General features: G+C 61.5%; 12 protein-coding genes and 1 riboswitch. Of the genes, 11 read left to right on the top strand and 1 reads right to left on the bottom strand.

All coding sequences use genetic code 11. The features are described 5' to 3' along the window. Nucleotides 1–86 precede the first annotated feature (86 nt). The 8 genes from argR (at nt 87) to astE (ending at nt 9,368) form a co-directional block, all read left to right on the top strand. On the top strand, nt 87–1,070 hold the full coding sequence (gene argR, locus AC07V9_RS18860; RefSeq protein ID WP_495017168.1) for a transcriptional regulator ArgR: 984 nt from the start codon (nt 87–89) through the stop codon (nt 1,068–1,070). 395 nt (nt 1,071–1,465) lie between these two features. Next, complete coding sequence (locus AC07V9_RS18855) at nt 1,466–2,686, top strand: aspartate aminotransferase family protein (protein WP_495017167.1); 1,221 nt, start codon at nt 1,466–1,468, stop codon at nt 2,684–2,686. A gap of 181 nt (nt 2,687–2,867) precedes the next feature. Then, entirely contained in the window at nt 2,868–3,899 is a 1,032-nt protein-coding gene (gene aruF, locus AC07V9_RS18850) for an arginine/ornithine succinyltransferase subunit alpha (RefSeq protein ID WP_495017166.1), read from the top strand. Nucleotides 3,900–3,990: 91 nt separating this feature from the next. After that, entirely contained in the window at nt 3,991–5,016 is a 1,026-nt protein-coding gene (gene astA / locus AC07V9_RS18845) for an arginine N-succinyltransferase (RefSeq protein ID WP_495017165.1), read from the top strand. After that, the gene (astD, locus tag AC07V9_RS18840; protein ID WP_495017164.1) at nt 5,016–6,482 is read left to right on the top strand and encodes a succinylglutamate-semialdehyde dehydrogenase; all 1,467 of its coding nucleotides are present in this window, start codon (nt 5,016–5,018) and stop codon (nt 6,480–6,482) included. Before astA ends, astD begins: the two co-directional genes overlap by 1 nt. Before the next feature lie 148 nt (nt 6,483–6,630). Further along, complete coding sequence (astB, locus tag AC07V9_RS18835; RefSeq protein ID WP_495017163.1) at nt 6,631–7,977, top strand: N-succinylarginine dihydrolase; 1,347 nt, start codon at nt 6,631–6,633, stop codon at nt 7,975–7,977. Between the two features lie 74 nt (nt 7,978–8,051). After that, on the top strand, nt 8,052–8,342 hold the full coding sequence (locus tag AC07V9_RS18830) for a topoisomerase II (protein WP_495017162.1): 291 nt from the start codon (nt 8,052–8,054) through the stop codon (nt 8,340–8,342). An 18-nt stretch (nt 8,343–8,360) separates the two neighbouring features. Continuing rightward, on the top strand, nt 8,361–9,368 hold the full coding sequence (gene astE, locus AC07V9_RS18825; RefSeq protein ID WP_495017161.1) for a succinylglutamate desuccinylase: 1,008 nt from the start codon (nt 8,361–8,363) through the stop codon (nt 9,366–9,368). 169 nt (nt 9,369–9,537) lie between these two features. Here astE and AC07V9_RS18820 read toward each other — a convergent pair whose 3' ends face one another. Continuing rightward, nucleotides 9,538–10,032 (bottom strand): 6,7-dimethyl-8-ribityllumazine synthase, encoded by a 495-nt coding sequence (locus tag AC07V9_RS18820; RefSeq protein WP_495017160.1) that lies wholly within the window; start codon nt 10,030–10,032, stop codon nt 9,538–9,540. 128 nt (nt 10,033–10,160) lie between these two features. Then, a riboswitch (FMN riboswitch) is annotated at nt 10,161–10,306 on the bottom strand. Between the two features lie 184 nt (nt 10,307–10,490). Between AC07V9_RS18820 and ltaE the strand changes: the two genes are divergently transcribed. The 3 genes from ltaE to AC07V9_RS18805 all read left to right on the top strand — a co-directional run bounded on the left by ltaE (nt 10,491) and on the right by AC07V9_RS18805 (nt 15,583). After that, complete coding sequence (gene ltaE, locus AC07V9_RS18815) at nt 10,491–11,495, top strand: low-specificity L-threonine aldolase (RefSeq protein WP_495017159.1); 1,005 nt, start codon at nt 10,491–10,493, stop codon at nt 11,493–11,495. A 144-nt stretch (nt 11,496–11,639) separates the two neighbouring features. After that, complete coding sequence (gene alaS / locus AC07V9_RS18810) at nt 11,640–14,258, top strand: alanine--tRNA ligase (RefSeq protein WP_495017158.1); 2,619 nt, start codon at nt 11,640–11,642, stop codon at nt 14,256–14,258. 92 nt (nt 14,259–14,350) lie between these two features. Next, complete coding sequence (locus AC07V9_RS18805; RefSeq protein ID WP_495017157.1) at nt 14,351–15,583, top strand: aspartate kinase; 1,233 nt, start codon at nt 14,351–14,353, stop codon at nt 15,581–15,583. Nucleotides 15,584–15,751 lie beyond the last annotated feature (168 nt).

Raw genomic sequence — 15,751 nt, 5'->3', positions numbered from 1 at the left:
ACCGCTGCCATGAACTGAAAAAAGCAGATTTATTTCGCACGCTTGTCGTGTGACCCACCACAGCGACTCGTTTCGGATTGCACGCCATGACTGCCCATCGAATAGGATTTCTCATCTGGCCCGGCACCAAAGCCTTGACCTTGGCGCTGGCGGAAGAAGCCCTGCGTGTCGCTCAGCGCGTGCACCCCGAAGTGACGTACGAGTTGTCGTTCATGCATGCCGAACCTGCCACCGAAGGCGCTGGTTGGCAGTTGCCGGGCGAGCCTTGGGCAGGACGTCTGGAAGGGTGTCAGAAGCTGTTTCTGCTGGCCGACGAACCTCCCGCGCCGATGGCGTCTGCGCTGGCGGGCGCGCTCAAGCAGCTGGTGCGTGCCGGTTGTGTGATCGGCGGGCTGTCGGCAGGCGTGTATCCGCTGGCACAGCTGGGGCTGCTCGATGGCTATCGCGCGGCGGTGCACTGGCGCTGGCAGGATGATTTCGCCGAGCGCTTCCCTAAAGTGATCGCAACCAGCCATCTGTTCGACTGGGATCGTGATCGCCTGACCGCGTGTGGCGGCATGTCGGTGCTCGATCTGCTGCTGGCGGTGCTGGCCCGTGATCATGGCGCCGAGCTTGCCGGTGCGGTGTCGGAAGAACTGGTGGTCGAGCGCATTCGTGAGGGTGGCGAGCGTCAGCGCATTCCGCTGCAGAATCGCCTGGGTTCCAGCCATCCGAAGCTGACCCAGGCCGTGCTGTTGATGGAAGCCAACATCGAAGAGCCGCTGACCACCGACGAAATTGCCCAACATGTGTGCGTGTCCCGACGTCAGCTGGAGCGTATCTTCAAGCAATACCTCAACCGCGTGCCAAGCCAGTATTACCTGGAATTGCGCCTGAACAAGGCCCGGCAGATGCTGATGCAGACCAGCAAGTCGATCATCCAGATCGGCCTCTCCTGCGGCTTCTCCTCCGGCCCGCACTTCTCCAGCGCCTATCGCAACTTCTTCGGCGCCACCCCTCGCGAAGACCGCAACCAGCGGCGCAGCAGCAGTCCGTTTGAACTGTCGTCGGTGCCTGCTGAGCGCGGATAAGCAAGGCTCTAAGCGGATTCAAATCCCGGTGGGAGCGAATTTATTCGCGAAAAATGTTTCAGGCGACAGAGATCGGCTGCACGTCAGGCCGTCTCGCGAGTGAATTCCCCCACAGGAGTATTCAACGCGTCCGGAATCCGGACCCGGACAACCCCCCTGTTCAATCCGTGGTCGGCAATACGAATTCAAATCCTCACGACGCTGCTACAACCGCTCGCCAACGTTTAAACTGCGCCTTTCCGACGCTATTTGTCGCATTGCCGAAAGCCTCGGAAAAACCCGGTTTTGCGCTATAAGAAGTTGTCGCTTGGCGGCAAGGCCGGACTGAAATCAGTCCTTACAATCCTTCCATCGCTTGCCAGTCCCAGGCAGGCGTTCCTCTTCAGGAGACTCCGATGTCCGTTGAGCAAGTACCGGTGCAACGTGCCGATTTCGACCAGGTGATGGTCCCCAACTACGCCCCTGCGGCGTTCATTCCGGTGCGCGGTCAGGGTTCCCGCGTGTGGGATCAGGCGGGGCGCGAGCTGATCGATTTCTCTGGCGGCATCGCAGTCAACGTGCTCGGCCACGCCCACCCGGCACTGGTCGGCGCACTGACCGAACAGGCCAACAAGCTGTGGCATGTCTCCAACGTGTTCACCAACGAGCCGGCGCTGCGTCTGGCCAAAAAGCTGGTGGACGCCACCTTCGCCGACCGCGTGTTCTTCTGTAACTCCGGCGCTGAAGCCAACGAAGCCGCCTTCAAGCTGGCCCGCCGCGTGGCCCATGACCTGTACGGCACCGAGAAGTACGAAATCATCGCCGCACTGAACAGCTTCCACGGCCGCACCCTGTTCACCGTGAGCGTGGGCGGTCAGCCGAAATACTCCGACGGTTTCGGCCCGAAAATCACCGGTATTACCCACGTCCCCTTCAACGACCTCGACGCCTTGAAAGCTGCGATCAGTGACAAGACCTGCGCTGTGGTGCTGGAGCCGATTCAGGGCGAAGGCGGCGTGTTGCCTGCCGAGCTTGCCTACCTGCAGGGCGCGCGCAAACTGTGCGACGAGCACAACGCGCTGCTGATCTTCGACGAAGTGCAGAGCGGCATGGGCCGTAGCGGCCACCTGTTCGCCTACCAGCATTACGGCGTGACCCCGGACATCCTTTCCAGCGCCAAGAGCATCGGCGGTGGTTTCCCCATGGCGGCCATGCTGACCACCGAAAAACTGGCCAAGCACCTGGCGGTCGGCGTTCACGGCACCACGTACGGCGGTAACCCGCTGGCGTGCGCGGTGGGCGAGGCGGTGATCGACGTGGTCAACACCCCTGAAGTCCTCGCTGGCGTCACGGCCAAGCACCAACTGTTTAAGGCCCGCCTTGAGAAGATCGGCCAGCAATACGGCGTATTCAGCGAAGTGCGCGGCATGGGCCTGCTGATCGGTTGCGTACTGACCGACGCCTGGAAGGGCAAGGCCAAGGATTTCTTCAACGCCGCCGAGCATGAAGGCGTGATGATCCTGCAAGCCGGCCCGGATGTGGTGCGTTTTGCACCAAGCCTGGTGATCGAGGAGGTCGATATCAACGAAGGCCTGGATCGTTTCGAGCGCGCGGTGGCCAAGCTGACAGCGGCTTAACCAACGCGACACATCTCCTGTAGGCGTGAGCTTGCTCGCGATAGCGGTTTGTCAGATACATCCACGTTGTCTGATACATAGCCATCGCGGGCAAGCGCGCTCCTACACGGGATCGCGGTCATGACTGATCTTTTTTTCTTTTGCCGGACAACCGGCCCGTTTTTTCTCAAGGAGTGACACCATGCTGGTGATGCGCCCCGCGCAAATGGCTGATCTGAGCGAGGTTCAACGACTCGCTGCGGACAGCCCGATTGGTGTCACGTCCCTGCCGGATGACGCTGGCCGTCTGGGTGACAAGATCGCCGCTTCCGAAGCGTCGTTCGCCGCCGAGGTCAGTTTCAATGGCGAGGAAACCTATTTCTTTGTGCTGGAAGACACCGAATCCGGGCGTCTGGTGGGCTGTTCCGGGATCGTCGCGTCTGCCGGCTATTCCGAACCGTTCTACAGCTTTCGTAACGAAACCTTCGTTCATGCCTCGCGCGAACTGAAGATCCACAACAAGATTCACGTGCTTTCCCAGTGCCACGACCTGACCGGCAATAGCCTGTTGACCAGCTTCTATGTGCTGCCGGAACTGGTCGGCACGCTGTGGTCGGAGCTCAACTCCCGCGCCCGTTTGCTGTTCATGGCAGCGCACCCTGAGCGCTTCGCCGATTCGATCGTCACCGAGATCGTCGGCTACAGCGACGAAAACGGCGATTCGCCCTTCTGGGACGCCATCGGTCGCAATTTCTTCGACCTCAACTACGCCGAGGCCGAGCGCATCTGTGGCTTGAAGAGCCGTACGTTTCTCGCCGAACTGATGCCCCACTACCCGATCTACGTGCCGCTGTTGCCCGACGAGGCGCAGGAGGCCATGGGTCAGGTGCATCCGCGGGCGCAGATCACCTTCGACATCCTGATGCGCGAAGGCTTCGAGACCGACCATTACATCGACATCTTCGACGGCGGTCCGACCCTGCATGCGCGCACCTCGGGCATTCGCTCGATCGCCCAGAGCCGCGTAGTGCCGGTGAAGATCGACCCGGTCGCCAGCGGCGATGCCGTTAAGGGCGGGCGTCCTTATCTGGTCGCCAACAGCCAGCTGCAGGATTACCGCGCGGTGATGCTGGAGCTGGACTGGGTGCCTGGCAAGCCGGTGACTCTGAGCGTCGCAGCGGCAGAGGCCTTGGGTGTGGGCGAAGGCGCCAGCGTGCGCATCGTTGCGGTTTGACAGTTGAGTCATCGGTGACCGCTGTCGGTCGCCGTGTCGCGGGTTTGAGTTGGCTGGTGTCTCAAAACAGAGACCGGCATGAGGAGAAAGCATGATCGTTCGTCCCGTACGCAGCAGTGACCTACCGGCGCTGATCGAATTGGCACGTAGCACGGGCGCAGGCCTGACCACGCTGCCGGCCAACGAAGAGCGTCTGGCGCACCGGGTCGGTTGGGCGGAAAAAACCTTCCGTGGCGAGGCCGAGCGGGGCGACACCGATTACCTGTTCGTCCTCGAAGACGATGACGGTCGCGTGGTCGGCATCTCCGCCATCGCCGGTGCGGTTGGTCTGCGCGAGCCTTGGTACAACTACCGGGTGGGCCTGACGGTCAGCGCGTCTCAAGAGCTGAATATCTACCGCGAGATTCCGACGCTGTTTCTGGCCAACGATCTGACCGGCAACTCCGAGCTGTGCTCGCTGTTCCTGCATGCCGACGCCCGCAATGGCCTCAATGGCCGCCTGCTGTCCAAGGCGCGGATGTTGTTCATTGCCGAATTCCCTGAGTTGTTCGGCGCCAAGATCATCGCTGAAATGCGCGGCATGTCGGACGAACAGGGCCACTCGCCATTCTGGGAAAGCCTGGGCCGGCATTTCTTCAAGATGGAATTCAGTCAGGCCGATTACCTGACTGGCGTTGGCAACCGCGCGTTCATCGCCGAGCTGATGCCGAAATTCCCGCTGTACAGCTGCTTCCTCTCGGAGGCCGCGCGCAACGTCATCGGTCGCGTGCACACCAGCACCGAACCTGCGCTGACCATGCTCAAGGCCGAAGGCTTCAGCTATCAGGGCTACGTCGACATCTTCGATGCGGGCCCTGCAATTGAATGCGAAACCACCAAGATCCGCGCCGTGCGCGAGAGTCAGGCGCTGGTGCTGGCGGTCGGCACGCCAGGCGATGACGCCACGCCGTTCCTTATCCACAACCGTAAACGCGAAGACTGCCGCATCACCGCTGCACCTGCGCGATTTGCAGCCGGGACGCTGGTGGTCGACCCGATGACCGCCCGGCGCCTGCGCCTCACCGCAGGCGATCAGGTGCGCGCGGTGCCTCTGTCACCGGCTCGGGAGGGTGTGTAATGAGCACGCTGTATATCGCAGGCGCCTGGCAGGACGGGCAGGGCGAGGCATTTGAGTCGCTAAACCCGGTCTCGCAACAAGTGATCTGGAAAGGTCAGGGCGCCAGTGCCGAACAGGTCGACGCAGCCGTAAACGCCGCTCGTCAGGCCTTCCCGGCCTGGGCGATGCGCACGCTGGAAGAGCGCATCGTTGTGCTGGAAGCCTTCGCCGCCACCCTGAAAAGCCGAGCCGACGACATCGCCCGCTGCATCGGTGAGGAAACCGGCAAGCCGCTGTGGGAATCGGCGACAGAGGTGACCAGCATGGTCAACAAGGTCGCGATTTCGATCCAGAGCTATCGCGAGCGCACCGGCGAGAAGAGCGGCCCATTGGGCGACGCCACCGCCGTGTTGCGTCACAAGCCCCATGGCGTGGTCGCGGTGTTCGGGCCTTACAACTTCCCGGGGCATCTGCCGAACGGGCATATCGTTCCGGCGTTGCTGGCGGGCAACGCGGTGGTGTTCAAACCCAGCGAGCTGACCCCGAAAGTTGCCGAGCTGACCGTGCAATGCTGGATCGACGCCGGTCTGCCGGCTGGCGTGTTGAATCTCGTGCAAGGCGCGCGTGACACTGGCATCGCCCTGGCGGCCAATGCTGGCATCGATGGGTTGTTCTTCACCGGTTCCAGCCGCACGGGCAATTCGCTGCATCAGCAGTTCGCCGGTCGTCCGGACAAGATCCTCGCCCTGGAAATGGGCGGCAACAACCCGCTGGTGGTGGATCAGGTCGCCGACGTCGATGCCGCGGTCTACACCGTCATTCAGTCCGCATTCATTTCTGCAGGCCAGCGCTGCACCTGTGCTCGTCGTCTGTTGGTGCCGCAAGGCCCGTGGGGCGATGCCTTCCTGACGCGTCTGGTCGAGGTGAGCAAGACCATTGAAGTGGGCGCGTTCGATCAGCAGCCCGCGCCGTTCATGGGCTCGGTGATTTCCCTGCGAGCGGCGCAGGCGCTGGTCGATGCACAGGAACACCTGCTGGCCAACGGCGCGTTGGCGTTGCTGGAAATGACCCAGCCTGATACGAACTCGGCACTGCTGACCCCAGGCATTCTCGACGTTAGCGACGTGAACGATTGCCCCGACGAAGAACTGTTCGGGCCCTTGCTGCAGGTGATTCGCTACGTGGATTTCGACGGGGCCATCGCTGAGGCCAACGCCACCCAATACGGCCTGGCGGCGGGGTTGCTGTCGGATTCGCAGGAGCGTTATCAGCAGTTCTGGCTGCAAAGCCGGGCGGGCATCGTCAACTGGAACAAGCAACTGACGGGGGCAGCGAGCACCGCGCCGTTCGGTGGGGTGGGGGCTTCGGGCAACCATCGCGCCAGCGCCTACTACGCAGCGGATTACTGTGCGTATCCGGTCGCGTCGCTGGAAACCGGCACCCTCGCATTGCCGACGAGCCTGACGCCTGGCATCAGTTTGAATTGAACGTGTAGGAGCGCGCTTGCCCGCGAAAGGTGGGTCTGCGCCAGATTCGTCGGATGACCCGACGTAATCGCGGGCAAGCGCGCTCCTACACGTTGTGTGTTGCGCACCAAGAGTGTGCCTATAAAAACAGATCCACGGAGCCTCACCGATGAAATCCTGTGAAGTCAACTTTGACGGTCTAGTGGGGCCGACCCATAACTACGGCGGGCTGTCCTACGGCAACGTCGCGTCCCAGAGCAATTGCCAGCAGTCGTCCAACCCGCGCGAGGCGGCGTTGCAGGGCCTGGCGAAAATGAAAGCGCTGATGGACATGGGTTTCACCCAGGGCGTGCTGGCGCCGCAGGAGCGTCCGGACATCGCCGGGCTGCGTAAACTGGGCTTCAGCGGCACCGATGCGCAGGTCGTCGAGCGTGCAGCCAAAGAATCCATGCCGCTGCTGGTGGCCAGTTGCTCGGCATCAAGCATGTGGGTGGCCAACGCCGCGACGGTCAGCCCTAGCGCCGACACCGCCGACGGCCGCGTGCATTTCACCGCCGCCAACCTCAACTGCAAATACCACCGCAGCATCGAGCATCCGACCACCAGCCGCGTGCTCGGGGCGATGTTTGCCGATCAGCAGCACTTCGCTCATCACGCGGCCCTGCCTGCCGTCGCCCAGTTCGGCGATGAGGGCGCGGCCAACCACACGCGTTTCTGCCGCAGCTACGGTGAGGCGGGCGTGGAATTTTTCGTGTTCGGTCGTGCGGCTTTCGACACCCGTTTCCCGGCGCCGCAGAAGTACCCGGCGCGCCAGACTCTCGAAGCCTCGCAGGCCGTCGCACGCCTGCATGGGCTGAGCGATGAAGGCGTGGTCTACGCCCAGCAGAACCCGGCGGTGATCGATCAGGGCGTGTTTCACAACGACGTGATCGCGGTCGGCAACGGCGAGGTGCTGTTCTACCACGAGGACGCCTTTCTCAATACCGAGCACATGCTCAGCGAGCTGCACGACAAGCTCAATCGTCGTGGCGGCCGCTTCCAGGCCATCTGTGTGCCGCGCACCGAGGTGGGTGTGGAAGACGCTGTCCGCTCCTACCTGTTCAACAGCCAGCTGCTGTCGCGCCCGGATGGCTCGATGCTGCTGATCGTGCCGGAAGAGTGCCGCAGCAACGAGCGTGTGTGGCATTACCTGCAACGCCTGATCGCCGATGACAGCCCGATTCGCGAGGTCAAGGTCTTCGACCTCAAGCAGAGCATGCAGAATGGAGGAGGCCCAGCCTGCCTGCGCCTGCGCGTGGCGCTGAATGAAACGGAACTGGCGGCGATCAACCCAGGGGTTATCATGACCGCGCCGTTGTACGACACGCTGACCCAGTGGGTGGACAAGCATTACCGCGATCGCCTGAGCGAAAGCGACCTGGCCGATCCGCAACTGCTCACCGAATGCCGCACGGCACTGGATGAACTGACGCAGCACCTGAAGCTGGGCGCGGTCTATCCTTTCCAAATCAATTGATCCACCGGTGACATCACGCCTGAGCCCAATCGGCGTCAGGCCGTGATGTCGTTGCGTTTACAGAGAGAATGTTTATGACCGACGCCCTGCGTTTGATCCTTGAAGACACCGACGGCACCCAGCTGGAAACCTCCTGCACGCGTTTTGCCGTGATCTGGCAGGGCAAAGAAGTCTGGATTCAGCAGGACGGCCGTGGCCAGCTGCTGATCGGTGTGGACGTCGAAGAAGGCGACAGCGAATACGCCAACCTGCTGCTGCGCCCGATGGCCACCAACCTAGTGAGCCTGCAGCTGGAAATGGAAGCGGCCGACGTCGATGACGAAGATGACGGTCACGTGCACGGCCCAGATTGTAATCACGACTAAGCCCCCAGGAATTGCGCCATGCTCGCCCTCGGCAAACTGCTTGAACTGACCCTGGCGGGTCGTGAACCCGCAGAAAAGACTCAACTGACCGTCGAGGGCGTGCGCATGCGCTGGCTGGCCGAGGGGGCGCTGGAAGTTCGGCCTCCCGAAGCGAAGGACAATGGCACCGACCTGCTGCTGTCCGCAGGTATCCATGGCAACGAAACCGCGCCTATCGAGCTGCTCGACGCGCTGATTCATGCCATCGCCCGAGGCGAGCTCAAGCCTCGGGCGCGCATTCTGTTCCTGTTCGGCAACCCCGAAGCGATGCGTCGCGGCGAGCGTTACATCGAGCAGGACATCAATCGGCTGTTCAACGGCCGTCACGAGCAAACCGAAGGCAATGAGGCGCTACGTGCCTGTGAGCTCGAACGTCTGGCCGCGAGCTTTTTCAGCCTGCCTGACCGCTATCGCCTGCATTACGACCTGCATACCGCGATACGTGGCTCCAGAATCGAGCAGTTTGCGCTCTACCCCTGGAAAGAGGGGCGCGCACATTCCCGTCGCGAGCTGGTGCGCCTGCACAAGGCTGGGATGGAAGCGGTGCTGCTGCAGAACAAGCCTTCCATCGTGTTCAGCGCCTACACCTACGACAAGCTGGGCGCCGAGGCTTTCACACTGGAACTGGGCAAGGCACGACCGTTCGGGCAGAACCAGCAGGTCAATCTCGCACCGCTGAAGGCCACACTGGAGTATTTGATCCGGGGTAACGAGCCGCTGGTCGGCGATCAGATCGACGGCCTGAAGCTGTTTAGCGTCGCGCGGGAAATCATCAAGCACAGCGATGCCTTCCGCCTGCATCTGCCTGAGGACGTCGAGAATTTCACCAAGCTGGACAAAGGGTTCGTGCTGGCCGAAGACCTGGCCGATTCACGCTGGGTGGTGGAGGAGGAGGGCGCTCGCATCATCTTCCCGAACCCCAAGGTCAAGAACGGGTTGCGTGCAGGGATTCTGATCGTGCCGACGACCGATGAGCACTTGGGGTGAAGCGTTTTTGAATCAGCAACACATTGCCGACTGATTGCAAAACCTGTGGGAGCGAATTCATTCGCGATGCGATGGTACAGGTGATAGAAACGTGTCGGATGCACGGATCCATCGCGAATTAATTCGCCCCTACAGTGGTTTTGCGTTCCGCCATGGGAGCGGTGTCAGATCACCCCGCCGCTTTCTGCGACTCACCCAGACGACGCACCGCACGCAGCTTGCTCAACGTATCGGCGCAGGTCTTGGCCGCTTCCTGACCTTTGTGCACGAAGTGGTTGAAGAAATAGTTGTGGTGCTCTTCACCGGCATGGAAGTGGTGAGGGGTCAGGACCACCGAGAACACCGGCACTTCGGTTTCCAGCTGGACCTGCATCAGCGCGCTGATCACCGACTGTGCGACGAATTCGTGACGATAGATCCCGCCATCGACCACCAGGCCCGCCGCCACGACGCCGCCGTAGCGACCGCTTTTGGCCAGCAGTTTGGCGTGCAGGGGGATTTCAAAGGCGCCGCCGACTTCGAAGAAATCGATATCGCTCTCGGCATAGCCATGGTTAGCCATTTCGGCGACAAAGCCTTTGCGCGCCTGGTCGACGATATCTTTATGCCAGCAGGCTTGAATGAACGCGATGCGCTCGTGAGCGTGGATAGCGGTGGGTTGCATGTGTTCTGACTCCTGTTTAATTAAAAAACAGGGCGTTTTGGATCGAAGGGGATGCCAAGGTACGGGTCGTCAGCGGTCCGGGCAAAATGCTCACGTGACCAGTCTGCGAGACGATCCTGTGGTGCCAATCCCGTTCTCTCTTCATCCGGACTATGACCGTCGGCTCTGGGATCACACCAGATCTGCTGACCTCGCCTTCGCGAGCGCTCGCGGGCTAGACGCATTGCGCGTCATTACCGCCGGTGGGGAATCGCACCCCGCCCTGAGAACGTTGCCGACGGCATATGTCGTCGGCGTGCAGTTTGTAACACAGATTTTCAGAATGTGCATGGAGCCTTTTTGATGGTTTTCATCAGCTTTTCTTATAAGCCCATCTTGGCATTGCGACGCCCAGCCTTGATTATCGATGGTTCTGGCCTCAAGACTGAGGTCTGAACCACTTTTCAGGGAGTTTCATCGTGACGGTTATCGATCTGCGCAGTGACACAGTGACTCAACCCACCGCCGGCATGCGCGACGCCATGGCCCGCGCGCCACTGGGCGACGACGTGTATGGCGAGGACCCGACGGTCAATAAACTGGAGTCGTGGCTGGCGCAGCGTCTGGGTTTCGCGGCAGCGCTGTTCGTTCCCACCGGCACCATGAGCAACCTGCTGGGTCTGATGGCGCACTGCGAGCGCGGCGATGAATACATCGTTGGTCAGCAGGCGCACACCTACAAATACGAAGGCGGCGGCGCAGCGGTGCTGGGTTCGATCCAGCCGCAGCCACTAGAGAATCAGGCCGACGGCTCGCTGGACCTGAATCAGGTCGCTGGCGCGATCAAGGCCGACGACTTCCACTTTGCCCGCACCCGTATCCTGGCGCTGGAAAACACCATGCAGGGCAAGGTGCTGTCCCTGGATTATCTGGCAGCCGCCCGCAAGCTGACCCGCGAGAAGGGCCTTGGTCTGCATCTGGACGGGGCGCGGCTGTACAACGCTGCGGTCAAGCTGGGCGTCGATGCCCGGGAGATTACCCACCATTTCGATTCAGTGTCGGTCTGTCTGTCCAAGGGGCTGGGCGCGCCAGTGGGTTCGGTGTTGTGCGGATCGAGCGAGTTCATCGCCAAGGCCCGCCGGCTGCGCAAGATGGTCGGTGGCGGCATGCGTCAGGCCGGGTTGCTGGCGGCAGCCGGGCTGTACGCGCTGGAGCATCAGGTGGAGCGTCTGGCCGACGACCACGCCAATGCTGCGTTTCTGGGCAAGGCGCTGGGCGAACTGGGATTTGACGTCGAGCCGGTGCAGACCAATATGGTTTACGTTCAGATCGGTGAGCGAGCCGAAAAACTCAAGGCATTCTGCGCCGAGCGAGGGATCGTCCTCAGCGCATCGTCGCGTCTGCGCATGGTCACGCACCTGGATGTGTCGTCCGCGCAGATGGAACAGGTGGTCGGCGCATTTGCCGAATTTGGCAGCCGATAGTCGACCAATAATCCAATTGGCTGCTTCTATCGTACAAAGTGACTGTACCGTGGCAGCAACGCCTATATAATGCGGCCCTTTGCCGTCGTTTCGTCGAATGACGTTATGCAGTTGGCTCCGGCCGCAGTTCCCGTGGAAGAACCTATGAAAAGCGCAGAAATCCGTGAAGCCTTCCTTCGCTTCTTCGAAGAGCAAGGCCACACCCGTGTAGCCTCCAGCTCCTTGATTCCGGGCAATGACCCAACCCTGCTGTTCACCAACGCAGGCATGAACCAGTTCAAGGACTGCTTCCTGGGCCAGGAAAAACGGGCTTATACCCGTGCCGTGAGCAGCCAGAAATGCGTGCGCGCCGGTGGCAAGCACAACGACCTGGAAAACGTCGGCTACACCGCCCGTCACCACACCTTCTTCGAAATGCTGGGTAACTTCAGCTTCGGCGATTACTTCAAGCGCGATGCGATCACCTTCGCCTGGACCTTCCTGACCGGCGTCCTGAAGCTGCCAAAGGACAAACTGTGGGTGACCGTTTACGCCACCGACGATGAAGCCTATGACATCTGGACCAAGGACGTCGGCGTGCCGGCCGAGCGCATGGTCCGCATCGGCGACAACAAGGGCGCGCCTTACGCCTCCGACAACTTCTGGACCATGGGCGACACCGGCCCGTGCGGTCCTTGCACCGAGATCTTCTACGACCACGGCGCCGACATCTGGGGTGGCCCACCGGGCTCGCCGGAAGAAGACGGCGACCGTTACATCGAGATCTGGAACAACGTCTTCATGCAGTTCAACCGCACCGCCGACGGTGTGCTGCACCCGCTCCCCGCGCCGTCGGTCGACACCGGCATGGGTCTGGAGCGGATCAGCGCCGTGCTGCAGCACGTGCACTCGAACTACGAGATCGACCTGTTCCAGAGCCTGCTGGCAGCGGCCGCACACGCTATCGGTTGCAGCAACGACGCCCAGCCTTCGCTGAAAGTCGTGGCCGACCACATCCGTTCCTGCGGCTTCCTGATCGCCGACGGCGTGCTGCCGTCCAACGAAGGCCGTGGCTATGTGCTGCGCCGCATCATTCGTCGCGCCTGCCGTCACGGCAACAAACTGGGCGCCAAGGGCAGCTTCTTCTACCAGATTGTTGCAGCCCTCGTGGCCGAAATGGGCCAAGCCTTCCCTGAGTTGAAATCCCAGCAGGCGCACATCGAGCGCGTGCTCAAGGCCGAGGAAGAGCAGTTCGCCAAGACCCTGGAGCAGGGCCTGAAGATCCTCGAGCAGGACCTGGCCGAGCTCAAAGGCACCGTGGTGCCGGGCGATGTGGTGTTCAAGCTGTACGACACCTACGGTTTCCCGATGGACCTGACCGGCGATATCGCGCGCGAGCGCAACCTGACGCTCGACGAAGAAGGTTTCGAGCGTGAAATGGACGCCCAGCGCGAGCGTGCCCGTTCGGCCAGCTCCTTCGGCATGGACTACAACAGCCTGGTCAAGGTTGATGTGGCCACCGAATTCACCGGCTATAGCGCCACTGCTGGCGACGCGAAAGTCGTTGCGCTCTATAAAGAGGGCATGGCGGTCGAGCAACTGAGCGAAGGCGAAGACGGCGTGGTCATTCTTGACCGCACGCCTTTCTACGCAGAGTCCGGTGGCCAGATTGGCGACAGCGGTTACCTCACCGCGGGCGATGTGCGCTTTGACGTGAGTGACACCACCAAGACCGGCGGTGCGTTCCTGCACCACGGCATCCAGGTGTCGGGCAACCTGAAAGTCGGCGCGACAGTCAGCACCCAGGTTGCCGCCGAAGTGCGTCAGGCCACCTCGCTGAACCACTCGGCCACTCACTTGCTGCACGCGGCACTGCGTCAGGTGCTGGGCGATCACGTTCAGCAGAAAGGCTCGTTGGTCGACAGTCAGCGCCTGCGTTTTGACTTCAGCCATTTCGAAGCCATCAAGCCTGAGCAGATCAAGGCGCTGGAAGACATCGTCAACGCCGAAGTGCGCAAGAACACCCCCGTCAAAACCGAAGAAACCGACATCGAGACCGCGAAACGCAAGGGCGCCATGGCGCTGTTCGGCGAGAAGTACGGCGACACCGTTCGCGTGCTGAGCATGGGCGGTGATTTCTCGGTCGAGCTGTGCGGCGGCATCCACGCCAATCGCACCGGCGACATCGCGCTGTTCAAGATCATCAGCGAAGGCGGCGTGGCTGCCGGCGTGCGTCGTATCGAGGCAGTGACTGGCGCCGTGGCGCTGGCCTACCTGAACACGGCCGAAGAACAACTGAAGGAAGCCGCGGGCCTGGTCAAGGGCAATCGCGACAACCTGCTGGACAAGCTGACGGCTGTCCTGGAACGCAATCGCCTGTTGGAAAAACAGCTGGAACAACTGCAGGCCAAGGCGGCCAGCGCTGCGGGCGACGATCTGTCGGCCGCTGCGGTGGACGTCAAGGGCGCCAAGGTCCTCGCTGCCCGTCTCGACGGTCAGGATGGCAAGGCGCTGCTGGCACTGGTGGATCAGCTGAAGAACAAGCTCGGCCGCGCAGTGATCCTGCTCGGCGGTGTGCACGAAGACAAGGTCGTACTGGTGGCAGGCGTCACCAAGGACCTGACTGGCCAACTCAAAGCCGGTGATTTGATGAAACAAGCGGCAGCCGCCGTTGGCGGTAAAGGCGGCGGTCGTCCTGACATGGCGCAGGGCGGCGGCGTTGATGCCGCTGGCCTGGACGCAGCGCTCGCGCTGGCGGTTCCGTTCGCCGAACAGGGAATTTAAGTCGACCCACCGCTCCTTCTTCATAAGAAGGGGCGGCGCTACGCGGTTTGAATGTTTAACGGGCGCCCTTCACGGGCTGAGGCGGCTTTGAGATGGCTTTAATCGTACAAAAATTTGGCGGCACCTCCGTGGGCTCGATTGAGCGCATCGAGCAGGTGGCCGACAAAGTCAAAAAATTCCGCGAGGCGGGCGATGATCTGGTGGTGGTTCTGTCCGCCATGAGCGGCGAAACCAACCGCCTGATCGACCTGGCCAAGCAGATCAACGCCCATCCGGATCCGCGTGAGCTGGATGTGATCGTGTCCACCGGCGAGCAGGTCACCATTGCCCTGCTGGCCATGGCCCTGATCAAGCGGGGCGTGCCAGCGGTGTCCTACACCGGCAATCAGGTGCGTATCCTGACTGACAACGCGCACAACAAGGCGCGAATCCTGCAGATCGACGATCAGAAGATCCGCTCCGACCTCAAGGCAGGTCGTGTGGTGGTGGTCGCCGGCTTCCAGGGTGTCGACGAAAACGGCAACATCACGACCCTGGGTCGTGGCGGTTCCGACACCACAGGCGTGGCCTTGGCCGCAGCCTTGAAGGCTGACGAATGCCAGATCTACACCGACGTCGATGGCGTTTACACCACTGACCCGCGCGTTGTGCCCCAGGCCCGTCGTCTGGAGAAGATCACCTTCGAAGAGATGCTGGAAATGGCCAGCCTCGGTTCCAAGGTGCTGCAGATCCGCTCGGTGGAGTTCGCCGGCAAGTACAACGTCCCGCTGCGCGTGCTGCACAGCTTCAAGGAGGGTCCGGGTACCCTCATTACCATTGATGAAGAGGAATCCATGGAACAGCCGATCATTTCGGGCATCGCCTTCAACCGTGACGAGGCCAAGCTGACCATTCGTGGCGTCCCTGATACCCCGGGCGTTGCCTTCAAGATCCTCGGCCCGATCAGCGCGGCGAACATCGAAGTGGACATGATCGTGCAAAATGTTGCGCACGATAACACCACCGATTTCACCTTCACCGTGCACCGCAACGAGTACGATCAGGCGCTGACTGTCCTGCAGAATACCGCCCGGGAGATCGGTGCCCGCGAAGTGATCGGCGACACCAAGATCGCCAAGGTCTCCATCGTCGGTGTCGGCATGCGCTCCCACGCAGGTGTGGCCAGCCGCATGTTCGAAGCCCTGGCCAAGGAAACCATCAACATCCAGATGATCTCCACCTCCGAAATCAAGGTTTCGGTCGTGATCGAAGAGAAGTACCTGGAGCTGGCCGTGCGTGCCCTGCACACGGCATTCGAACTCGACGCTCCCCGCCAGGGCGAGTAAGGGTTTTGCCAAAGGGCGCGGTCTTGACCGCGCCTTTTGTGTTTCTGACGTGCACGAGAAACCTGCTTTTTTTTCGTTGCTAGTCAATACTGAGGGTGCTGGCCTGTTGCCGCTTGTGGTGGGGGTCATACCTTATGGTTGTGCAGACTGTTGTCCCTGAATTGAGGT

The organism is Pseudomonas sp. GW821-FHT02A11, from assembly GCF_059421985.1.
The sequence above is the reverse complement of the archived record's forward strand: the minus strand, read 5'-3'. Positions and strand labels throughout refer to the sequence as shown.